The following is a 24,184-nucleotide window of genomic DNA, read 5'->3' on the forward strand; positions in this document are numbered from 1 at the left end:
AAAGTTCAAGGAAGTAGAGCGATCGTCCAAGGCAGCAGCTATAATTTTATCCAGAGAACTACTTTGGCCAAAGTCGCTTAAATCCTTTTGGATTCGACTGGAGATTCGACTGGAGAAATGTCAAAAAATTATTAAACTCATCTGAACCATCAGGAAAAATAGTCAATAACTCCAAATATTTAGGCTTCTGTTTCTTAGTTGTATTATTCGACTGATTAGCATCAGATAGCAAATTTATCACAGGATACATCCGATGCCAAAGGCGGCCGATTTGCGTCGGATCGTCTGACTTCTTTGTGTCCTTCACCCTACCTGTGATAGACGTGCGGTATATAAGAGGTCGAACATTTTGATGAGATGGGCTTCTTTGAAATGCCAAAGAGTTGCTTTGATTTAGGGATTTTTTTGACTGATTTTGATATGAACTCCCTTTTTGATATGGCAGATTCTTTGGTGTTTCGGAAGAATGCAGCCAAGGAATTACAAGGGACTCTTCAGCAGTCCGACCCCAAACTTGCACCTTACCCTCCAGCCATGCTTCACGCCATATTTCTGCCTCAGCAGCTTCAGTTTGCTGTGCTGCCGATCGGGGTACTGGTATTTGCAGCCTGGGCGTAGAATTGTCTTGAACTGTTGCAGGTCGAGGTACTGGTCTTTGCAGCCTGGGCGTAGAATTATCTTGAACTGGTGCAGGTGCGGGTATAGGCGAGCGAGGGATTTGAACTGGTGTAGGTGGTGGTACAGGCGATCGACTTACTGCAATCTGGTTAATCTCAAACCCTCTCTTGTCCATCCATTTTTTAGCTGCTTCTTGCACTTCCTGAATTAATGAAGCTGCATGATCTAAACTACCAACCTGATTGTCACTATCATTCACCCATTCCCAGTGGCAACCGATTAAATGCTTGGTGTATGTAGGGTAAAATATTCGGTGGTCAGCACGCCGCCAAGATTTGCCGAATCCGCCGAGAAGCATGGCAAACTGAGTTAGCTTTTTCACCAGTTCTACTAAACTATCCTTGTCTTCGGGTTTTTCCAGTTTACCTGACAACCTCCAGATTAAATTACCCGTTACATCATAAGCATCTTCTTGATCAGCCGATCGCCATTCTGGATCATCTGGAACAAACGCCATCCCCAGCAATCCCACTTTCTCTTTACCCGAACGAATGCCACCAAACAACTCATCTACTACATTTTCAGCTAAAGCTTGATTTAAACCACCAAAGATTCGTAAAGCATGACCACGTAAAGAGGCTCTAAAAATATTCGGTCGAAATTCAAATTTATTATCCAGAAGTTTAGAAGCTGCTCCCTGTCCACGCAATTTTACCTCATAAAGAACATCGCCAGTAATTTTGTTTGTCTGACCGTAGCCACTACTGACGCGACAACCAATGCCAGCGCCTAATGCCTTCTCCCAAATTTCCCAGACTTCTTTCCAATTTGTATTTGCTAACTGGCTAGAAATCCCAAAGTTTATCTCTGGTCTGTAGAGAGAAATCAAAGCATAAGCACCGTGGCTAGCATCGCGTTTGACTTGAAAATCTTGCTGCGGGTGAACAATATCTACTAACTTTTGTGTCCAATCATTCACTGGATAACCACCGTGAAAACGCAACAAACTTGGTTCATCCAAATCTTTGGTGAGCCGATAACGCTGCTTTTGCTCCTCAGTACAAGCTTGACAAAAAGCACCTTTCATACTGCTCCCAGGGTAAAATGGCAAGCCAAAAGCACCCAGTGCCGGAAAAATTATCCCATCAAATTGCCCTCCATTTGTAACAAATCGCCACTGTATTTGATAGGTTTTTGTTTTATTTGAGTCACTTTCACCCAAATCAGGAGCATCAGCATAAGTTTGATTTGTCCACTGAGAGACACACTCTTGGGCATCTTGCACCGCTGCATACTGAAGTTGCGATCGCCCTTTTGCTTGCGCCTGAAACATCAACGGCACTAAATTAGCTGCATCGGGAATATTCACCATGATTCAATCTCCTAGTTATTATCATCAACTGTTAAATCCCCAGGTCCTTTATACCGCTGCGTCCACCAGACAATGCAATCGCATAACTGAGTCAAAACAGCCAGTATAATTCGCTGGTCTTGAATATCCAACTTCCATAACTCCTGTGCCATTGATTTCACAGTATCAGGTCTGTTAATATCAACCGGAGGGTTGGGAATAATAACACCAGCTTGGTGCATAATACTTACTAAAGCATCCCAAGTATCCTTCCAATATTTAGATTTATTGTCAAATTCATCGCGATTCCACTTGGATTTACCTTGACATCGCAAATGTTCTCCCCAAAAACGCTCTAATCCATAAGCAACCGCTTCCCGCATTTTAAAGGATTGATTTAACGAATTTTTGCTCTGTCCCTTATTATCCAAAAGTACCTTTCTTTCCTTATCTAAAACTACCCGATCCTTGGCAGCCAAAACTAACTTTTGCGCTATTTGATCTAAACTGTGAAATTGTTGATTATTTTGCTCTAAAGTGTAATTTTTCCAAGCCATTAGCTGTTAACCTCTTGTTTTGCTATTTACGTTGTTTCTGGTTGTGAAAGCGCTTCTCCGCTCAGCGTCACATTGCAGCGCCCAAAGCCGATCGATTCCAATCCGCCAAAGTACAGTTCTTGGGAATAAGGCTGATTTGCTTCCTGTTCGCCAAAGGGTTGCCAGCCTACTTGTTTGGATGCTAAGGGAAATACTAAAACACTACCCACTGGCAAGGCTTCCACATTGAAAAATGCACCTGTTTTAGTATCGACTTTCTTCATATCATCCAACATCTTAATCCGACTTTGGCGATATAAAGCCATGTCGTGCAGCATGGAAATATCATTATCATCAACCACTACTAATTGCTTGGGATCTAAATCAGTACCTGGAGGAATCCAAGCAGCTAAACTTTCGTGATGTTCTATTCCCAGAAATCCCAAATTAAAGAATAAAACTTTCTCAGTGGTTCCGGGGACAACTCGCGCTTGCAAATTTGGAGCTGCCGTGTAAGGAGCCGGTAAGTTAGCAGTTTTTTGGGCAATTTGTTTGTAACGTTTGAGCAATGATGGACAACTTACCCAAACAATAGGTTGGCCGGGACAAAATACAGGCAACCATACTAGAGACGCATATTCAAATTTAACTGATGCTTCCGTTGTACCGCCGTCTTTTTCTCCTGGAATCGCTTCGTGACCGTACCATTTAGCAACTTGTCCATTTTGCGACGATCGCATATCTGCCCGAAACCGCCCCCGAATCGAACTACCAGGAATAATCCCAGTCTGGGTAAACTGATCGCGGAAAATCAAATTCAAATTCCCCGTTTCTTCCCCCGCCGTAGCACCCACATGAAGCGGCGCTAAAGTTTCAATGATTCCGTAAGCTTTGTGATACATTTAATTGCCTCCTATTGGTAAAATTTCAGAAGTATTAGCTGCTATGTCTGTCTTTTGAGCAAGTACGCTTGGTAAAGGTAGTGCTAGTCCGCAACCCCAACGTTTGAATGAAACACCTTCTGTAGGAAACCAATTTTCATCCCATTCTTCCCAAGATTTGAGAGGTTTTTTTAACACATAAACACTGCCAGCAGGTACGGCATAGCGCCCACGAGAAAGCAACTTTTCCTTGCTATTTACTACCTTCTCGTCAGTTTTCTCATCTTTCGGATTTCCAAAACGATAGCGGAAAGTAGACGGGCGTTCTGTCAGCAAAGCTTCGCAATCCCAAGCAGCAACCCACTCACTATTTCTATCCTTATCTTTTTGTACCATTGGTTCTCGATAAGAGTGGCGGTTAGACCCCCAAACAGCAGGAGTAATCAGAGCAAACGCTTCTCCGACTGGTTTAGAGAGTAAATCCTTAAGTTCATCAGAAATAGCCTGACATTCAATATTCACTAAATGTCCCTCACCGCCAAATCGATACCAACCTGGAACAATTTCCGTATTCGATAGATAAACTAAACAGTAATCAGGATCTAGTTGTACTCCATTTTCCAAAAACAAACTGCCTCGATCTCGTTCTTTCTCAACCAAAACTCGTCGCTGATTTTCTTCCAATCGGGGATGCAGATGCGATACAGTTTTCCAAGGAACTTTTATTGAAATTTTAGAATTATTTTTCCCCCAATCATTAACCTTAACCCATCCACCTTTTTCAAACTTTTCATTGAGGTTTGGTGTCCATTTTTTTTCGAGTGCATTCCAGCTAAGTTTATCTTTAATGTTACTTGTACCTTTTTCGATCAAGTAGTTTAGGGGCGTGGGAACGTAAAAATCTGGTAATTCATCGCATTTCCCCCAAAAAGGCCCTGCTAATTGCAGGTTTTTTATGTCGCCTCGCAATTCGGCAGCAAATATACCCGATAACGTTGCTGCGCTGGGCGGAAAGCTGGAACCCGATCGCCCTACTAAATTTTCTGGAGAAAGAAACCGGCCCGCACTCCCATAAAGTAAACCCAACGGTTGGATAGTAACTAAGTGGGAAAAAGGTGGTTTTGGCTCTTGAGGCTCTGCGGGAGGAGAATTTGAGTTTATGGACATAAGTGAAATCCTACCTTGGCTAAGTTGATAAACCACTCGTTAAACAGTTCATTTGCCTCTTTTTTAGCGTCTTTTGCTTCATGTCCTAAAATCCCGGTTCTCAATTTCTCATCGTGGGAATGTAGCCACCAATTATCCTTCACTATCCACTCTTTACATTCAGGAAAATAAATTTTAAATAGTTCCTCAGCAATTTGAGTATTGCCTTTAAAAGCGTGTCGCGATTCCAAGGTAGCAACATCATTATAAATGTGAGTCCAGTTCGGTTTGGTTTTAGTTCCTGTTGTTAAAGCTAAAGATTTTAAAGTATCACCGTCTCGGTCTTGATAGTGTTGCAAGACTGGCAGACACCACCAAGGACAGACCCATTCAATATGAGTACCACCGTTGAATAAAATGCGGATGGCCATGCGGTCTTTACCATTATTTTTCGCTGATGTTTCAGCGAGGCGACAATGCTGTAAAACATCCCGTTGTGGGACGTTAGGGGCCGTCCAGACTAAGCCGACGCTGACAGTGATTGGTTGGCCGTGTAGCTGCCAAATACTTGGGAATTTTGAACCAAACCAATTGACGCATTCTTGACCAGTTAAAGGAGTATATTTTTGAGTGGATGGCGTATTTTCAGGTAAGCGATAAAAGATACCCATAAAATCATCACCGCCAGCGTAGACAGTACGACCTTGGGCTTTGGCGACCGCAGGTTTGAATTTATGTTCGCCCCATTCCATCATCGCTTTACTAAATACTTCGAGCTTGTCAGGTTCGGTTACAGAGTCTTCTGAGAATGTTTTGAGCAAATCACCCATACGATCGCCATCTCCCTGAAACCAACCAGTCCAGTATTCTTTCTCTGGCGATTCTTGGGAGTTCTTGTTTTTATGCTTTAAACGACTGATGTCGGTAAAAGTATTAGGATTAAGTTCCTTCTCAAGTTTCTTCAGCAGATTCGGAACTTTTGGATCTATTTCTTCTTTAAGAGGATTGACAATTTGCTTAGCAATTGCCATATGAGTAATCAGTCGCTTGATTAATTCAGGAATGCTTAACTCTTCGTCTGGATCGACAAATGCCTCACCGTATTCCTTTCTCTTTTCGTCTAATTCATGAGCCGGTATTCTAAGTTCTGGTGTTTCGTCGATAAATGCTTTACCTAATTCGTAACTAAGTCGCTTATAAAAGGCTGCAATTTCTTGCTTTTGTTTGTGACGGTTTGTCTTTTGTGGATTGCCTATTCCCATTCCCGGCCAGGCTACGCCATCGGCACCAGATAGTGTCGAACTTTCCCCAGTCCAGTTGATACCAGTCCAATCGCGCGATCGCTTGGCATCGTTAACAGCTTCCCTTGCCACACGAATAGTCTCACCGCTTCCCCAGAAAAACTCCCAAGCATAATTACCCCAAGATTCCCAATTTCGCCCCCAATAATATTGGCCGCAATCTTGCACCTTATCTTGAATCCACAGACGGCAATTTTCGGTCACTGCTAGCCACGCTTTTTGCATGGCTTTTTTAGCAATTTTTTCCTCAAAATCTCCTTGAATAATGATTTGATTCGGTGTTCCTTGAGTAACCTTAATTAGAGCGGGCGATATAACTTTATATTTCAGTCTTATTGCTTCCTTGCAAATTGCTTCTGCTAGGTACGATATCAGGAAGGAACTGCCGTATAAATCCCTAAGTTTGCGGGATTTTTCAATAAAACCTTGAACTGGAGCAAAGGTGATAGCAGTGTAGCATTCTGAACTCATGTTAATTCTCGTTTAATGTTTGTTTACCCACGCTCAATAATTTCATTGATTTTGAGTATTTTTTCATAGGTTCACGTTTTGCGATCGCATTTAGTTAACAGAGTTATAAAGACTCTTTACTTGTCTAAATCTTTGCATCCGTATGGAAAGGGGGTCTTCCAAAAGAAAAATTTCTGATATTTTGTGGACGCGCTGGCGTTTAAGGCGTGTTAAGTGCCACACTTGCCTGAAAAGCCATATTTGTTACTATCGTATAAAATCGATCGCATATTCAATGATTTTCACTTTTTTTCAGATTGCACAACAAAAAGTTACAAAGTGGGGCAAGTATTTTGCCATTGGTCTCAATTTAAGCTAAAGGGTACTTCGGATCTGCTGTCTGACGATGAACCGCTGGATTCCCCGAACCCGCGAACCCTTGGAAGAACCCTTGTGCGTGTTCTGGGACGTGATGCAAGGGCGATCCGAGACCATAAACCAAATTGCGAGTGTATGGGATACTGGCTGCTGACACCAATAGCATTTTACCTGTCCAGCAGTAGATTCCAAGTTAGTCCGCACCACAAAAATAACAATCGGGGGTTGTCAAGTAGTCAGTATTGGTGTGATGCCATTCACACTGAGGGAATTGGTAAATCCAGTCCAGACCTTCTTCGACGTTTAAACAGCCGCTGACCATTCCCTGAATAACCCCAACTCCGGTACTGGCACAAATGCTGTTTAGCCAAAATACCGCTGGGTCGTTAATGCCTTCGAGATAGCCTGCGCGTCCGACCAGACTTTCAATTTCCATTGGGGCAGATTCTAAAGCCGCTCTTTGCAAGTTGATAATATTACCGCACATCAAGCACCAATCACCTCCTACAGGAGGAACAGTAACGCGACAATACATTCGGGGAACTCCATCAGGTTTCACGTCGATATGAGTTCCTAGACAAACAAGAGGACGCATATATTCGATCGCCAATTCTTGAGCAATTTGTCGGGAGCGGTGATTGTCAGTTGCTACGACGATTAAATCAGAAGCACCAATTTCTTTTTGCACTGATTCATTTTCAACCGCTGCGGGTATGGCTTTGACACAAGAACCTGTTTGATAAATATTTTTAATCAACTGCTTGACATATTCAACCTTGTGCCAGCGCTGCTCGGTCATTCTCCAAATTGCTCCAGGCATCCGGTTGAGGTTGACAGTTTCCAGGCGATCGGGGTCAATTAACAGCCATTTTTTGACACCTAAACGCCCTAACTGTTCGGCAAAAATTGCCCCGATCCCCCCACATCCAATTAAAGTAACAGTGAGTTCACTCAATTGTTGTTGAAAATCTTCTCCAAATATTTTTTGACGGGCAAACATCAAATCGGTGTGAGCCTGGATGTTTGGTTGGGATTTCAGTTCAAACCAGGATGGATAGAAGTTAACAGTTTCAACTGCATTTCCTTTTCTATTCCAAATTCGGAATTTGTGATTTTGCAGTGATTCGTCAAATACGCCGGAAATTAACCGAGGTGGTTTGCGAAAGCTAGAAGTAAGAAATCGAGCATATTCTGCTTCATACCGATCGTCTATGCCGGAAAAATTAGGGGCCTGATTGCCAGCATGAGTATGAACGTGAACGATATCTAATCCTTCACTTAGATATTTTTCCAGTAAATACAAATGAAATTCTTGTTTGAGGACTAATCCACTAGCAGATTGATGTTCGTAACAATCAGAAGCAGGTACTACCCAAGTTTCAGGGAAATATCTGATTTGGCGTTTGGAGATTTGATGGCGCTGGCAGAATAAAAAACCGATGACTTCCTCATTAGTGTTTCGTGTTTGTAGCATAGCTTGGCGGAATTTGTGCCACATGAAGGGAGGGATTTGCAGAGAAAATTGAGAGGATTGCTGGGTAAATTTCATCTTGTTATACCTCAAATTCAATAATTAATAACCTTCAATCATCGCTGTTAATAGCATGACGAGCAGTGATAAATAAAGTGGCGAGATTGTGTCCGTTTTCAGGCTGATTGCTGGGTCGCCAAGCATTGAGCCATCTGTCGCGATTGAAGCCGCCACCAAGTCCGACACAGTACCAATACCAGCCTTCTTCACTTAAAAATGGTGCGCCATAATAACTCTGCCTAGTAAAGTGGTGGTCTCCTTGTCCTATGGTATCCCAAGGATAGTTTAGGTAGCACCCGATAGGTGGCAGGCGCGGGTATTCTGGTGGTAATAAAAAAAGTACGTCACTATTTGATGCTGTAAACTTTTTGGAAGATAAAGGCATTCCTTTAACTAAGATTGCCGTATATTGGATGTCGCCGATTTTTTTACTGCCAACAATCACATTTTTAGCTGGTTTTTCTAAGAATTTTATCTCGGCAATAATGCGTGCTGTCGGTTGAAATGCTGATAGAGTAGAACTAATTGCGATCGCCATAATTTAGCCTCCTTTAATTAAAGTTTAAGTAAGAAATGGGCAGTCGGGTCGTTTCCATCGATTAAGTGAATGTTCTGCTGTTGAAATAACTTATTTTTTAGAAATTAGCCTTTCACGATTTTAGGAACTGACCAAATCTTTGAACCTTCCTTGAGTGCATCCGTTTCTTTTAATGGTTTTGTGCCTCCAAATCCTTCTTCCATGACATCATCATTACCAATTTCAGGGAGTCTAGCTCTTAATTCTTCAACCGTTGCACCTGTTGGTAAATCTACTAATTTGCCGTTCACTACTGCTCTCATTTTTTTGACTCTCTTGGTTTAACAATAACTAATGACTAATCGCGGATGGCTAATTATTTAAAGCAACAACTGTAGTAGTAAGTTGAGCTTTATTATTGCAGGATGGTTGACGAATTAACCCTAGCCAAATCAACAAAGCTGTTAAGACTACACCAGTGATGATGGTTGTGTATAACAATTGGTTGTACGATCGTTCTAGGTTTTGTACTGAGGCTTTCAAGATTTTTAGCTGGTTGACATATTCTCTCCTATCTTGTTGTTGCGCTGTGACAACTTCAAGTTCTATCTGTTCTAGCTGTTGAGCGATATTTTCTATCTGGATGTTAAGGCAATTGAATTCATTGGGTTCTGACACAACCAATTTGCCATTGATTGTTTGGATGGTTTGAGGGTATGTTAGTTGACTTGATGCTAGCATTTTTCGTAGCTCAATAATTGTGAAATAGCAAAAACGAATCAGTCAAAAATATTGGCATTACCGATGCGATAATAGTTTTGATTGTTGTTTTGTTGCTCGAAACTATCGAAAACTTCAATCAAGTCTATAACGCTGCTGGCAGCATTTTTTAGATCGTTACCTAGAGATTGTTCGACTGATGCGACTTCTACGCGAATTCCCCGTTTTCTCAGTTTTTGTGCTAGGTAAGCAAAGTCAGAATCTCCGGTTACTAAAACAACGATGTCGGGACGAACTTCTAGAGATAATTCAAGAGCATCCATCGCCATCACGATATCGATGTTGGCTTCATAATCATCGCCTTTGTTTTTTCCTTCCTTGGTGACGACTAAAAAACCACTGCTTTTTGCCCAGTAGATAAATTTTTCTTTGGTTTTCCGCTGTTCTTCAAACCGTTCTCTGGCTGGTGGTAATCCCACAAACATTACCATTTCAATCAGTTCTCTGCCTTCTGTAGGGTTTGCTAGATAGTCGCGGATTTTTTGCCAATCTATCTTTCGGTTGAAACTTTGGGCTGCTAAAAATGTGTTATCGCTGTCTGCGAATATCATTACCCGGCGTGCTGTGGTCATAGCTTGAGTTGAGTTATCGTTTGCGTTTGCTTATTTATGATTACAACTCATATATGGAAAGGGGGGTTTCCTAGATTGGGGCTAGGGAAGAAGGCGCTAGAGGCTAGGGGCTAGATGTTAGGGGCTAGGGAAGAATTAGTTCAGGATTTTCTAACCACTTTGGCGCGGTTGCGATAAATTTCTCTGGTGCGTCGAAGGCTGGGGAAGTCGAATTCAATTTCGCTTCTAATTCCTCAAAGCCTTGTGCTATAAAGGTTTTTGACGATGGATACAGTATGGCGAGTTCGATCGACGCACCTATTCATGCTTAATTGCTCTGTTAGCTGCAAAGGTGCGTCGGTAAGCGAATAGATACCGTTACCGATTTTAACAAAAGTCCTCAAAGCCTTTTCATATCTAGCTTTGATGTAATGCAAGGATATGTCAAACTCTTCATCGACGCACCTCGACAAAACTCTGAAACCCTGATTTTTAGGTTGTAGTGTGTCGATGCTTTGTGGGGTATGGGTTTGAACCTTGTTATTTTACTGTTTTTGCTGGCGATCGATGCTAAAATTTGGAGGTGCGTCGATTTGACGGCTACAACCCAGTTAGGGTATAGGGTCTGCGGCGAACTCCCTACCGATGGGTTTAAATCGGATTAGTTGGAAACGATCCAGGAGCGAACATTGTTTGAAGTTGCATCAGCTGTGCAACCCTACCGATGGGTTTAAATCGGATTAGTTGGAAACGGTACAGGTGGTGTACCTGGAGCGTCCCGTCCTCCCTACCGATGGGTTTAAATCGGATTAGTTGGAAACCAGCATCTTCCAACTGCACCCCGCCCATATCGGCCCTACCGATGGGTTTAAATCGGATTAGTTGGAAACTCCAGTAGTTACTGGAGTAGATTGGGTTTTCCCATTTTCGGCCCTACCGATGGGTTTAAATCGGATTAGTTGGAAACTTGGTAACTGTAGCTTTGTTGCTAGCGGAACCAGGAGCACCCCTACCGATGGGTTTAAATCGGATTAGTTGGAAACCTTCAATTCCCTACATCAAATCAAAAAGTGAAAATTTCAAACCCCCCTACCGATGGGTTTAAATCGGATTAGTTGGAAACGCGAGGATCCCATGTCCGGTCCTGTCATTAATTCGCCCTACCGATGGGTTTAAATCGGATTAGTTGGAAACGCCCTGTAAAGATTGAACTGCATCCGGTCCGGAGATGTCCCTACCGATGGGTTTAAATCGGATTAGTTGGAAACTGTTTCACCTTAACCTTAAGTTGTGAGTGTTTAAACTCGGCCCTACCGATGGGTTTAAATCGGATTAGTTGGAAACACGTAATTACCTATTAACTCTTCTACCATTTCTATCAAAGCCCTACCGATGGGTTTAAATCGGATTAGTTGGAAACGGTTGAGACCACCGGGTTAATAGGTTAAAATTGTCTTCCCTACCGATGGGTTTAAATCGGATTAGTTGGAAACAAACTTGAAGGGCAACTCCAGGGTTTTTGCACTTTGCCCTACCGATGGGTTTAAATCGGATTAGTTGGAAACTTTGGCAGGTACCGCTCTATTTGCCAAAGACAGTATCTCATCCCTACCGATGGGTTTAAATCGGATTAGTTGGAAACATTTCTGCTGATATATTTTCCTCTTCTAATAATTCCCTACCGATGGGTTTAAATCGGATTAGTTGGAAACTCTTAATCCTGTCTCTCTATCTACTAGATAAGGTAGAACATACCCCCTACCGATGGGTTTAAATCGGATTAGTTGGAAACCTTGTTCCCCTGTGCCGATTTGGCGCAGGTAGTAAGCACCCCGTCCCTACCGATGGGTTTAAATCGGATTAGTTGGAAACCCAAGTCGAATGCTCCTTAACTAATTCTAAACGAGAAGCAACCCTACCGATGGGTTTAAATCGGATTAGTTGGAAACCCTGAGCCTCTCATTGCTGCTCTAAGAGTATCAATAATACCCTACCGATGGGTTTAAATCGGATTAGTTGGAAACTTTTTGTTATTATGGCGTTACAACTGCGGATGCCAACCCTACCGATGGGTTTAAATCGGATTAGTTGGAAACATTTGTCGCCTGGTTGGAGGGAAACACGCCCCCCCCGTCCCTACCGATGGGTTTAAATCGGATTAGTTGGAAACGATTAAGTCGTCCTCCTTACCTCCGTAGATAGTATCATTCCCTACCGATGGGTTTAAATCGGATTAGTTGGAAACCCTGTGACTTGAGCAGCGGTGAGCACCGTACCATTAATTGTCCCTACCGATGGGTTTAAATCGGATTAGTTGGAAACACCATATAGGGTATCGTTTCCAACATCGCCAAAAATTGAGTCCCTACCGATGGGTTTAAATCGGATTAGTTGGAAACAGTAAATAAGGCACCAGCAGCAAGAGCGGAAAGCAACCCTACCGATGGGTTTAAATCGGATTAGTTGGAAACTTATAGTTGTTGTAACTACTTTTTTCAAAATATCCACCCTACCGATGGGTTTAAATCGGATTAGTTGGAAACAGTAAGGTAGTAGCCATTTTGTTTTGGTCCCTATTTTCCCTACCGATGGGTTTAAATCGGATTAGTTGGAAACCTTAAGAGACACCTATCAGCTCTATTTTTACCCTACCGATGGGTTTAAATCGGATTAGTTGGAAACGCTCTCTGATAGCTAGAATTCCACCTTCTGTAAGATCCACCCTACCGATGGGTTTAAATCGGATTAGTTGGAAACTAACCTGTAACATCTAGATATCCGAGATCTCTGGCCTGGGCCCTACCGATGGGTTTAAATCAGATTAGTTGGAAACTCTTCTTTCCACTCTACGCCACGCATCAAAGCCACGCCCCCTACCGATGGGTTTAAATCGGATTAGTTGGAAACGTTCCGTATGTATCAATAACGTATATATTAACAATGGTCCCTACCGATGGGTTTAAATCGGATTAGTTGGAAACAACTCATCGGCTATTCTTCTGAGATGATAATAGGATAATTCCCCCTACCGATGGGTTTAAATCGGATTAGTTGGAAACGTCTATCCGGCAGTTCCCGCAGCACCTGGGATTTGTCCCTACCGATGGGTTTAAATCGGATTAGTTGGAAACCAGGGGAGCCGATTGGAAAAATCACGGAATCAAAACCCTACCGATGGGTTTAAATCGGATTAGTTGGAAACTTTCCTCCCCGAAGCTTTAAAGTTTCAAAAATTTCATCCCTACCGATGGGTTTAAATCGGATTAGTTGGAAACACTATCCACCAGCATTGAAGTTTATTCATAGCTAATCCACCCTACCGATGGGTTTAAATCGGATTAGTTGGAAACTCAAATTGTCCTTGGGAATAGTCCCGCAGTCAAACCCTACCGATGGGTTTAAATCGGATTAGTTGGAAACATTTTAAAAGATGATAGAGAGGTAGAAACGATCGCTCTTGCGCGTCCTCTACCACCTCATCCAGCGCTACCCACAATCTCAGCTTTCTTGCATCAATCTCAGCCGCGAACAAGGACAAATTGCGGTGCAAGAACTCCGATAGATCAACGAACGCGATATCAGACCCAAAACACCGTAGCGAAGCGGGGCATTAGCCATCGCTTTGTAACGAGTTAATTATCAAAAAGCGATCGGTGGCGACAGTGGCGATCGCCCACACTTCTACATCCTTGAGCCCATTTTCCAACAACATCCGCACGATATCAACTTTCTTACATTCAGCTTTGCTTGCTGCTGCTAACAATTTGCGGGTAGTGTGATTCAGGCAGAGCGACGGTAAACCTTACAGTCGGCTATTTTTGTCAAGCAGAGTCGTGACTGGTGAATTATGGATTGCCGATCGCAAATTGCTGCGCCGGTTCGAGGGATTTCTTAACGTGGCAGCGCAGTGGAGGTCGTTGGGGGAGGAGCGATCACTAAATCAGTCGTTTGCCTGTCAAGCTGAGAGCTGCACCGAGAACACATTGGGCTACGCAACTGGACAGTCTGGGCTACTTGGAGCGATCGCTTGCTGGGTTATGTCGATCGCTGTGAGTTGAGGAGGGTTCAGCTTCCGAAAATATCAAACTCACAGAATTATTAAAGTTGAAGTGACACACAATATTCCGCATCAGTAGCAAGGGTGCAACGAACTGACAGCCCGCCGTTGATGTACTGGGTTTCATCAGAACGGATTTTGCGGCGGTTCAGTTCTGGGTACAGCCTGTAAAAAATAGAGTCTGTTAGGTTATCGATCGCCTTTTCGGGTGTTTGGCTAGCTGCAACCTGCACTGGAACAGCAGCGGGATGGGTGATGGGTTGTGCGATCGCCGAACTGGAAAAAAGAGGAGCGGCGATTAATCCCAATATCAAATAGTTCATTGCATACCATATTGCATGGATTTGGAGTTGTAGGAATTAGTAGATAATGCGATTTACTGCACTCACTCGAAGCATCTTAACTGCATCCAAACAAATAGTTGAGAATTTTCACTAGAAAACACCCGAACCTTACGACGAGCCAAGAAAGAGCGATCGCCAGAAATGCTTGCCTTAGACTTTTTACCTTGCAGGCAAACCCAAAAAGCACCACTGCCACAAATTTGTGCACTTGTCTTCAATTTTGAGAGTGCAGGCAATAAAGCTTTTGTGTTTGGATAACAATTTATTTGACAACTTATTATTCCACTGTTACTGCATTACTGCATGAATTTTCAGTATTTTTTAACTTTCCTCAGCATTAGACTATCACCCCAAGCCTTAACTCCACAGTCCTGGGTTTGCCGATCGCGTCGGGTTCTCCGTCATCGTAGATTCGATGAGGGATAATCGTTATCAGGGACTCTAAAAATAAACGATACTGGAAAGTTCATCGAAAAACAGCGATCGGATAATTATTCGCGATCGCCAGAAACGAGAGTACCGCCTGCAAGTAAATGGAGACGGAGACTCATAGTTCTTCCTATTAAAATTAGTTAGCACTTTTAATCGGAGATTCTTTAGCCATCGAAATAGCTAGATTAATCAATGCTGATTTTTGACTTTGGATCACAACACTCCGATCGTAATCTAATCCACCTTTTATAGTGGCTCGATAATTCAAACCATCTTGTTTCCAAAAGACGTGTAAAGAAGGTGGAGTTGAAGCACCTCCCCCATTTTGAACAATAAAAACACCCTGAATTCCTGGTTTTAAGGTGATGGATGTTCTTTCTAGCACTGCCATCTCGGAGTTATTTAATAGTGTGGACTCTGATTCAGTCCTAGTTTGATAATTGCGTTGTCTAATTGCCTTAACTCTTTGTAGGGATGTCTTAGAAAAGATATGCTTGGAACGCAAATTATCAGCATATTCAGAATTTTTGGCTACTGCAATAACTCCAAATTGACAGGATCTATCCATACAGTTCGGTCGTGAATTAAGCCAAACAGCAAACTCTCCGGGAATAGTTGTAATGACTTGCGGGTAAAGTTTAGTATTGCTGATATCGACACTTGAAGGCAGGCGCATTACCCATCCTCTCGGAATCTGATTCTTAACCTCTCGGATAATGGGTGTAAATATAGATGCAGGTGCAGCATTTACAATTTGGGGTTTTGTGAGATAGCAAGCTCCTAAAACGGCACAACTGAGCAGAATTCCTAAAATCGATTGCTTTTTCATAAACTATCCTTTCTATTCCTTATCTCTTTCTTAAATAATTCTCTAATTCAGCAGTGCGTTGTTTGGTTTTGCGTTCCAAACATTCATTGAGAAAACCGTTATAACCCGTACCACCGCGATTGTCATAAACTTCTAATTCGCAGTTTTTGTCTCGTGACTTAATCCATTTTATCTGCTCTTGATAAAGTACCGATCGCTGTTTTCGATTTAATTTAGCAACCAGTTGTTGATAAACCTGATTGAGTCGTCGATCCGCTGCTTCATACCTTAATCTTATACACTCTTTGTACTCTGCGTTACTTCCAGGATGGCTGCAATTACGCAGTCGCTGGGCTATGTAGTTTGGTATCGCCACACTGTCTTGTTTTAGCTCTGCAAAGACTGTGCCAGAGTTAGCACCGACAACAGCTAAACTTACTATTAAACTAAAAATTGCTCGTCCTTTGCTCATTTTGCCTCTATTTTACAACTGAAGTTCCAGACACAAATTATTTCTCGTATTTTTGCCATATTATAAATAACCTTCCATATACTCAATTTCAGGAAGTTTCCTTTTTTTAAATCTTTTTTCCTGATTGTGCTTTAGTTATGGTGAAGTTTATCGAAAAGAAAGTGAGCCAAATCATCGCTGTTTCTGAAGCTTGGTTAGCCGCAACCAGACGCTAATCTCGGCAAAACTCACCCAGCCAGCGGTAGTTCAATATTCTCTCTGTTTACTAACTTGACTTTAGTGCTGTATATCGTAAAACAATATTTTAGACTTTAACTATGCTATTAAATAATCGGTATCAAGTTTTAAAATCTATTGGTTGTGGCGGTTTTGGGAAAACCTTCCTCGCAGAAGATACCCAAATGCCATCAGGACGACGGTGTGTGGTGAAAAAATTACACCCAGTTTCTCACCATCCGCAACTTTATCCATTAATCAAAGAGCGCTTTCAACGAGAAGCAGCTATTTTGGAAGATTTGGGTAGCCACAGCAAGATTCCTACACTTTATGCTTATTTTGAAGAAAACAATGACTTTTATCTGGTTCAAGAACTCATAGAGGGCATAACTCTCACAGATACAATCCAGTCACAATCCAGTTTCAGTGAGAGTTATGTCAGAGAATTTCTGGTTAATTTTTTACCAATTTTAGATTACGTTCATCAAAAAAAGATTATTCATCGGGATATTAAACCGGACAATATAATTATTAGAGAATCCGACAAAAAGCCAGTGTTGATAGATTTTGGTGCTGTGAAAGAAGCCATAGCTACCACCATGAGTTCTTCAGGAAGTCCACAGACTTCAATTGCGATCGGCACTCATGGATTTATGTCTTCTGAACAAGCGGCTGGACGACCAGTTTATAGTAGTGACTTATTCGCGACTGGATTAACCGCTATTTATTTACTGACAGGTAAACAGCCACAGGATATAGAAACTAATAACTATACAGGTGAAATTCTTTGGAAGCAATATGTTCCCCAAGTTAGCCCTAGCTTAGCCGTTATTTTAGATAAAGCAATTTCGGCTCATAGTTGCGATCGATATACTACAGCACAAGAAATGCTGCAACCATTACAATCTCAAACATATCAGGTTCATCAAGTTATCCGTCCTACCATAGCAGATATTCCAGAACACCTTCAGCAACCAACAGTTATTTCCGTAGCTCCCTCTAAACTAGGAGATATCCCTAAAACTTTGTTGCTTGGTAGTGTCATTGCGACGGCTATTATTGCAGGATTTTGGATAACCAAACAACCAGAACAATCACCGATTTCTAATTCAACACCGACTCCAATTGCCCAAACTTCATCAATAGTTTCGCCGGCACAGCCTTCTAAGTCTCCTTCACAAGTACAAGAATCTCCTACTCCCAAAACTTCAGTTACTCCTCCATCTCCGATAGTTACACCTCAACCACAACCATCGCCAATTCCTCCATCTCCGATAGTTACACCTCAACCACAACCATCGCCAATTCCTCCATCTCCGATAGTTACACCTCAACCACAACCATCGCCAATTCCTGCATCGACACCAACTCCACGACAACCATTACCAATTTATCCAACAACACCAACAGTAACTTTACCTACACCAGCTCCTATCCCATCTTCTCAAATTTCCGTTAAGTTGCTTGATAAGCCTGAACTATATCTTGCTTCAACAACTTTAGTATATTCTGATGGAGATAGATTGAAAGCAGATTTTAGAGTTTATTGTCCAACATCCATGATTCGTCCTACTAACTATATTTTGACCAACAAACAAGGTGCTGTCAAAAAAGCAGGAGCGTGGTGGCAACATTCATTTACGCCCAGATATGATGCGGAGTATCAACTTATCAAAGAAGTTTGCAACAAAAACTAATACAGTATTAATCCGAACAAATTAGTAGATAATGTTTGATTTACTACACCCAATCGAACCATCCTAATTACATCAAAACAAAGGGATTAAGATTTTAAATAGAAAACACCCGATTAGATTACATTAGCAGATATTTTCTTGGCTCACGAGATACTCAGGAACTAGAATTTTCTGAAGATTCTAACTGTTCTGAAAAGTTACTGTCCGGTGAATAATCGTTGGCGTTGCTGAGTTAGAGTATGAATAGGAGGAATAATTTATGCAACGCAAGCGAATGTAGATCAACCCATATCCGTAAAAACGGCAAGAAAAAAGGAAAACAGAACCACATTTGTGTCCAATGTGGTCGTCAATTCATCAATGAGTATGAGCAAAGGCGAGGTCAAGCGCGAAAGCATCAAACGTGATTGCCTAAAAATGTACGTCAATGGTACGGGTTTACGGGCGATAGAACGAGTTAAGGGAGTTCATCATACCACGGTAATAAATTGGATAAAACAAGTCGGTAAACTGTTACCAGATGTTTATGACCCGGAAGTCATTCCAAAAGTGGGTGAACTCGATAAATTACAAACTTATGTAAAAAAAAACACAGAATATCTGGCTGTGGACAGCGGTTGACCACTTTAAGCCAGGAATTTTAGGATTGGTATTAAGGGATCATAGCGCTAAGACATTTGAACCATTATGGGACAAAGTAAGTGCATGAAAATGCTACTTTTATGTAACTGATGGATGGTCTGTCTATCCCATGTTTATTCCTGATGGGGATCAGATTTTTAGCAAGACTTATCTGACACGATTAGAAGGGGAAAATACAAGACTAAGACATTATTTAACTAGGCTAGATCGCAAGACTATTTGTTATTTTAAATGTGAGGAAATGCTCAAGCATTCTATTAAGTTATTAATACATTACTTGACATTTGACGATATTCCGATTACTGGGGCATTCATACCTTAATTCAGCAACGCCGAAACGGCTACTTTGTACGGTCGGATGCTCGATTCTTGGAGCACTGCATATTGCCAGAGCCGTGAAGCCGAACTTACAACCGCACTGGCGACTGCACCTTTGTTGGCTGTTGGCTAGCGTTTAGCACTTAAGAATCATGGTGAGGGAAAGCTACCGGCTAGCAACTACCTCACCGTTACACCTAATTTATTGAGCGTTGGACTTTTGAGCGGCAGCAGACTTTACGCGCTTGGAAAGGGCGCTTTCAACCGTGTTTCTGCGGAACATTCGCTTGCCGATCGACAAAAATGCCTCTTCTAGCTCGTCGTCGTCAGCTACTTCTATTAAAGTATTGAGTTCGCCATCCACTGAACGACCCGCTAGCAAATAGCAAAAATATTGGATTGCGCCAGGATGTATGCGCTCCATCGCTTCCAGTGCCGCCCACGCTTTCGTCGATACTAAATCCGCTTTCCCGTTGCGGTACTCGCTCCAATGCTGCTGCGATATTCCCGACTCTTCCGCAAGCTGGGTTCCCTTGATTCGGTAGCGATCTTGAGTTTTTGTTAGTGCTTGGCGAATCATCATTAAGTTTTATTGCTTTTACTGGCTGTACTTAATATCCAATTATATAATTCGTGCAACAGCGAAATTGTTTCATTTAAAGCTTAATTTCAGCATAGCACGCCAGCTAAGAAAACAACCCGTTGCACTGTAATGCTTCGGGCTCAAACAAATTATTTCATTTCAATAATCGACTCGGAATCTACGATGACACTAGGAATCTACCATGACACATATTTCGGAAAACGGCAATACCAAAACAGATATGAGCTTGCTGAAGTTTTGGGAACAGGAGGTGTTACCGCGTCTCAACGCAGATTTGGTGTACGACCATCCATCACACAGTTTTCAACGGAGCGCTCAGAAGTGGCGGGGAGGCAGCCCGTTCCGTAAAAGCAAATCGGGGACTTCGTTTGCAGTGTGGCCCGATACTCTTCGCTTTTATGATGCCGGCTGCGAATTTGCAGGAGATCCGATCGCTTATGTCCACAGTATTAAGGTGAATCGCTGGGAACATCCCAAGGGCATTGATTGGGTAGAAGCGCTGCGGGAAATAGCTTTGAGAGTTGGTGTAGCTCTACCAGAGAGGGAACTCAATTCGCGGGAAATTGAAGTAGCAGCGAAGTGGGAAGCGCGCCGGGGGATATTAGCAGCGGTGTACGCTCAATGTCGGGATTGGCTGTGGAGTGAAGAAGGGACGAGCGCCCTCAATCATTTGATTGCAGAGAGAGGTATGAGTCGAGAAGCGATCGCCGAGTTGGGATTGGGTTACTACCACAGCAAGGATGCGGTTGCAACAACACTCAAAGAACACAAGCACAACTTAGAGATAGCGGAAGAAGTTGGTGTGTTGACCCGCAAATGGGAGGGATACGTTACTTTTCCGTGGCATACAGCTTTTGGGCAACCGTTGACGGTCTATGGTCACTGTCCCACAAAACCTTTACCGCTCAAAAAGAATCATCAGGGTTGGAAGGGCGAGAGAGATGCGGCTTATCGAGCTTGGGGGAAACTCTCGGAAGCTCAGAAGGTAGAGCAACCTTGGCTTGAACCGACCATTCCCAAGAAATATGCTTGCTGGAATCCCAAAGACGAAGACGGTGTGTGGTTGGCAACCAAAGCATCACCGCTTTACTTTGATAGAGCGATCGCAGCAAATCACAAAGAAGTAGTGGTAGTCGAAGGAGTCACGGATGCAGCAGTTGCTCAGGCGCTTGGAGATACCAGAGTTGTAGCTTGCGTGGCAGCTAGTTTGTCAGGAGAACAGGTGCAGTCGCTACGGCGTTCGGGGATTGAGAAAGCGATTATTTGCCTAGACCCGGATAGCGCCGGGGATAAGGGAATTGAAAGCTGCATCAAATCTTTGTTGTTAGCGGGCATCGTTCCCTATGTAGCTCCCCGATTGCCGGTGGGTGAAGATGGCGACGGCGACCCGGATAAGTTCATCATTCAATTTGGCATCGATGCTTGGCGGTCGCATACAAGTTTGGAGAAAGCGACTCACGGGTTGAGGTGGAAAGCCCAACAGATTGCATCATTATCGGGAAACACTGACGCAAGCCAACAATCTGCATTAGCGTCCGCTACTAAATGGGCTGCACAGTTTAAGGATAAGGATGCTGTAGCGCTCAACATATTCTTTTGGCCTACCATTGGCGAAGCGCTGGGAAGTTCCCCACCACCTTGGTTGGTAGAGTTTGGTAAGGAATTTAGTAACTCGATTAATCCAGGAAATGAAGGTAACTCCGAATCTTCGGAAGTACGCCGGTGTCCCGATCGCCAGCGGGATAAGTTTTACCAAAACCTCTGCGATAAGTTGGGACTTGACTTCAATCACTACACCAGGGGACGCACTTTCGACGACTTTACCGCTAGGAAAGTATTTGGAGCGGATTACAAAGCCATCAACAGCGCTATGTACCAATATACGGGTAGCGGATGGTGGCAACGGCAGGATGAGAAGCGATGCGAACACATGATTGCCGTTAAGAGCGAAAAAGTGTTCAAACTAGGGCAATTCAGTAAGTACGAATGGGAAGAGACTTTCCCTTTTTCTAGTGAAGGCTGCATCAATTCAGCATTCAAATACGCATTGAAGCGGCTTTACCTAGAACCTCCACCGAACAGGCATTTTCGAGCTTTCTCGAACTGTACCGTGGATATGAGAACCGGTGAAATGTTGCCGCACGATCGCAGTTACTATTTGACATCGGCGATCGATTCCGAGTACATCCCCAATCGCCCTTGCCCCGAAGTTTTCCTCAACTTCATCATCTCCGCATTCGGTGAAGACCAATTGGATGCTGTGAGGGCGTACACTTCCATGTTGCTCGACCCCACCGCACCCTATGGCAAATTCATTCACATCATCGGGCCTTCGGGTTCTGGCAAGGGAACATTACTCAGACTCTGGGGCGAAATCTTCGGTTTGGAGGATTCCCATTCCGGTGATTTTGCAGAACTAGCAAATCCTGAATCGCGACACCAACACCTCACCGGCAAATCGCTCTACACCATCCCAGACACCGGAGGCTACATCACCGGAATTCGCCCTTTCTACGAATTAGTGGACAACGGCAAATTATCGGGTCGTAGCCTTTATTCGTCCTGCGGATACACCAAAGAATGGAACTGCCGATTTGTCGCGGCATCGGTAGACCATCTCCAAATCGAAAACGCGGGCGACGGTTGGGATAGGCGATGTCTGCCACTGTTGTCGAAGGGGCGGAAAGGATTGGAAGACCCCTACCTGCGCCACAAACTCTCGGCTGCCAAGGCGGATATTGTATCCTGGGCGATGGCAATGCCGCGAGAAGAACGCGATGCCCTGCTGATACAACCTTCCAAGAACAGCCGCATCCGCCTTGCCAAAATTGATGCGGCTACCTACGGCGACCCGGTACGCAGCTTCGTTGACCTGTGTTTGCGACCTTCGGAATCAACCTCATCCATCCAAAACCACGAACTCCACAGTTGGTTTATTGCTTATTGCAAAGCGCACGGCTACTCGGACAACCGAGGCATGAGCAAGTTCACCTCCCACCTCAAAACCGTAATTCCCCAAAACCACGTACCCCGACACCGCCAAGATGGTGAATTAGTTTCTGCATCCTGGACTCACATGACTCTCTTGCCCAGCGTCATGGTTGATGTTTCCGAAGCGGAGGAAGCGAACAACGGCTATCTAGGTAAACCAAACCAACACTCCGAACCTGAATGGCGGTGTGCCAAATTCCGCTGTGTTGAAGGTGGCTTACTTGCTTTTGAGGAATTCTGGAGCGATCGAAGTTTGTTGGAAGCTCAAACCCTGGATTCCCCGATCGCCTCTAATACTTTGGAGAGTAACACTATTCCTTGTGCCCTGAACGCTAAGGATACAACGCAAAATCAAAGGTTGAACGGCTATCAACCAAACGATCAGGGCATAACGGGGGGTCAAACCCTCGACTCTGCCCTGATCACCTTAAAGACAACGGAAAAGCAAGGGTTTGAGGGTAGTGATCAGGGTGATCAGGGTGATCAGGGTACTACTATCTCTAAAAATGAAGGGGTGGGGGTGGTTCCTAGTCAACAAACCCCCCCTTATAAAACAGAGGAGGAGTTGGATTCTACCTCGATCGCCCCGTTAGCGCAGCCCGCCCCTACGGGGGCTACAACGAAGAAGATCGCTTCGGTTGGTAATCATGGAATCCATACAGAACAAGGAGATAACGGAGTAAGTGGAGCCGATCAGGGTACTTTGAGCAGCCCTGATCACCCCGATCACCACGATGGCTTACGCCCCGCTTCGCTACGCTTGGAGCGTACAAAATCAATTGGTGACTGGGTAGTTCAACTCTCCCAAGTAGCGCAGCAGCAAGGTCTTCGCTATGAAGCGGTGAAGGAACTGGGAGTGCCGGAGTCTTTGAGTCAACAAGTATTTGCTGCATTAACGCCCCAGGTGAAGGAGCGGCTCACAGAGTTGAGGAAAGAGTTCGAGCAGCGGATTCCTCAAGATACCCAGAGGTGGATCGGCATCATCGAAACTTGGTGGGGTAGTGTTGGCGCAGACGTTCTCAACGCTCAGTGGCAGCAGTTCGATTGGTGGACTCAGTGTTTGTCGGGCATCGGGAATTGGGCGGAAAGAATCGCAGCATCAGGATTATTTGATAGGGCTGCATCCAGGTATGCCGAAGCGATCCTCTTCGTTGTAGCCCCCGTAGGGGCGGGCTGCGCTAACGAATTAACTGTTGGGGCTGTAACAGCACAACCTATAGGTGAGACAAACGCCGAAGCACCCATTGCACCAAAGCAACTCGACTTGCTTCCAGATTTCATTCAACCAAAGCCTGACGTTGATAATCGATTCTCATCAGATAACGAGAATTGGTTGTGACTTGGTTGAATTATCCATCAATGAAAGCAGGAATATAAGAATAAATAAAACTCATATTTAAGTGCTATCGCTGAGTGTGAAAAAGATAGTAATAGCGCAATACGGTTTACTTAAGGCAGGACAAGAGGTAAACTAGGTATCGTGTACAAAAAAGAGAACCAGTACAGTGAATTACAGAGAATTATTATTAGAATCTCCCAAGCTCAAAAATATCGAGATATTTA

The 24,184-nt window shown here is 43.5% G+C and carries 17 protein-coding genes, 1 pseudogene and 1 CRISPR repeat array; of the genes and pseudogenes, 3 read left to right on the forward strand and 15 right to left on the reverse strand.

Annotated features, from left to right (window positions below; translation table 11 throughout):
* Positions 1–58: 58 nt before the first annotated feature.
* The 14 genes from K4039_RS15170 to K4039_RS15235 form a co-directional block, all read right to left on the reverse strand.
* A complete protein-coding gene (locus K4039_RS15170; RefSeq protein ID WP_265236165.1) occupies positions 59–1,990 on the reverse strand; it encodes an RAMP superfamily protein in 1,932 nt (643 codons plus the stop codon).
* Between the two features lie 11 nt (positions 1,991–2,001).
* Complete coding sequence (locus tag K4039_RS15175) at positions 2,002–2,526, reverse strand: hypothetical protein (protein ID WP_265236167.1); 525 nt, start codon at positions 2,524–2,526, stop codon at positions 2,002–2,004.
* Positions 2,527–2,552: 26 nt separating this feature from the next.
* The gene (locus tag K4039_RS15180) at positions 2,553–3,407 is read right to left on the reverse strand and encodes an RAMP superfamily CRISPR-associated protein (RefSeq protein ID WP_265236168.1); all 855 of its coding nucleotides are present in this window, start codon (positions 3,405–3,407) and stop codon (positions 2,553–2,555) included.
* The gene (locus tag K4039_RS15185; protein ID WP_265236169.1) at positions 3,408–4,553 is read right to left on the reverse strand and encodes a type III-B CRISPR module-associated protein Cmr3; all 1,146 of its coding nucleotides are present in this window, start codon (positions 4,551–4,553) and stop codon (positions 3,408–3,410) included.
* Positions 4,544–6,304 carry a type III-B CRISPR-associated protein Cas10/Cmr2 gene (locus K4039_RS15190; protein ID WP_265236170.1) on the reverse strand — a complete coding sequence of 587 codons (1,761 nt, stop codon included), beginning with the start codon at positions 6,302–6,304 and terminating at the stop codon, positions 4,544–4,546. The genes K4039_RS15185 and K4039_RS15190 overlap by 10 nt, the downstream gene beginning before the upstream one ends.
* Before the next feature lie 550 nt (positions 6,305–6,854).
* On the reverse strand, positions 6,855–8,210 hold the full coding sequence (locus K4039_RS15195) for a ThiF family adenylyltransferase (RefSeq protein WP_265236172.1): 1,356 nt from the start codon (positions 8,208–8,210) through the stop codon (positions 6,855–6,857).
* A 34-nt stretch (positions 8,211–8,244) separates the two neighbouring features.
* The gene (locus tag K4039_RS15200) at positions 8,245–8,730 is read right to left on the reverse strand and encodes a hypothetical protein (protein ID WP_265236174.1); all 486 of its coding nucleotides are present in this window, start codon (positions 8,728–8,730) and stop codon (positions 8,245–8,247) included.
* Between the two features lie 104 nt (positions 8,731–8,834).
* Positions 8,835–9,032 carry a hypothetical protein gene (locus K4039_RS15205; protein ID WP_265236176.1) on the reverse strand — a complete coding sequence of 66 codons (198 nt, stop codon included), beginning with the start codon at positions 9,030–9,032 and terminating at the stop codon, positions 8,835–8,837.
* A gap of 49 nt (positions 9,033–9,081) precedes the next feature.
* A complete protein-coding gene (locus tag K4039_RS15210) occupies positions 9,082–9,450 on the reverse strand; it encodes a hypothetical protein (RefSeq protein WP_265236178.1) in 369 nt (122 codons plus the stop codon).
* Between the two features lie 38 nt (positions 9,451–9,488).
* On the reverse strand, positions 9,489–10,061 hold the full coding sequence (locus K4039_RS15215; protein WP_265236180.1) for an NYN domain-containing protein: 573 nt from the start codon (positions 10,059–10,061) through the stop codon (positions 9,489–9,491).
* Positions 10,062–10,677: 616 nt separating this feature from the next.
* Positions 10,678–13,460: a CRISPR direct-repeat array (repeat unit 36 nt; unit sequence CCCTACCGATGGGTTTAAATCGGATTAGTTGGAAAC).
* A gap of 190 nt (positions 13,461–13,650) precedes the next feature.
* Entirely contained in the window at positions 13,651–13,803 is a 153-nt protein-coding gene (locus K4039_RS15220; RefSeq protein WP_265236182.1) for a hypothetical protein, read from the reverse strand.
* Positions 13,804–14,138: 335 nt separating this feature from the next.
* On the reverse strand, positions 14,139–14,420 hold the full coding sequence (locus K4039_RS15225) for a hypothetical protein (protein ID WP_265236184.1): 282 nt from the start codon (positions 14,418–14,420) through the stop codon (positions 14,139–14,141).
* Positions 14,421–15,009: 589 nt separating this feature from the next.
* On the reverse strand, positions 15,010–15,702 hold the full coding sequence (locus tag K4039_RS15230; RefSeq protein ID WP_265236186.1) for a hypothetical protein: 693 nt from the start codon (positions 15,700–15,702) through the stop codon (positions 15,010–15,012).
* A gap of 19 nt (positions 15,703–15,721) precedes the next feature.
* Positions 15,722–16,153, reverse strand: coding sequence for a lysozyme inhibitor LprI family protein (locus tag K4039_RS15235; RefSeq protein ID WP_265236188.1), 432 nt, complete (start codon positions 16,151–16,153; stop codon positions 15,722–15,724).
* 317 nt (positions 16,154–16,470) lie between these two features.
* On the opposite strand from K4039_RS15235, the gene K4039_RS15240 reads away from it, so the two are divergent.
* Positions 16,471–18,066 (forward strand): serine/threonine protein kinase, encoded by a 1,596-nt coding sequence (locus tag K4039_RS15240; RefSeq protein WP_265236190.1) that lies wholly within the window; start codon positions 16,471–16,473, stop codon positions 18,064–18,066.
* Between the two features lie 239 nt (positions 18,067–18,305).
* Positions 18,306–19,030, forward strand: a pseudogene (locus K4039_RS15245) (IS1 family transposase).
* A 198-nt stretch (positions 19,031–19,228) separates the two neighbouring features.
* Here K4039_RS15245 and K4039_RS15250 read toward each other — a convergent pair.
* A complete protein-coding gene (locus tag K4039_RS15250) occupies positions 19,229–19,609 on the reverse strand; it encodes a hypothetical protein (RefSeq protein ID WP_265236192.1) in 381 nt (126 codons plus the stop codon).
* A gap of 202 nt (positions 19,610–19,811) precedes the next feature.
* Between K4039_RS15250 and K4039_RS15255 the strand changes: the two genes are divergently transcribed.
* Positions 19,812–23,960, forward strand: a complete 4,149-nt coding sequence (locus K4039_RS15255; protein ID WP_265236193.1) for a toprim domain-containing protein — start codon at positions 19,812–19,814, stop codon at positions 23,958–23,960.
* The last annotated feature ends 224 nt before the right edge of the window (positions 23,961–24,184 follow it).

The sequence above is a fragment of the Lyngbya sp. CCAP 1446/10 genome (assembly GCF_026130175.1).
Taxonomy (GTDB): domain Bacteria; phylum Cyanobacteriota; class Cyanobacteriia; order Cyanobacteriales; family Microcoleaceae; genus Microcoleus.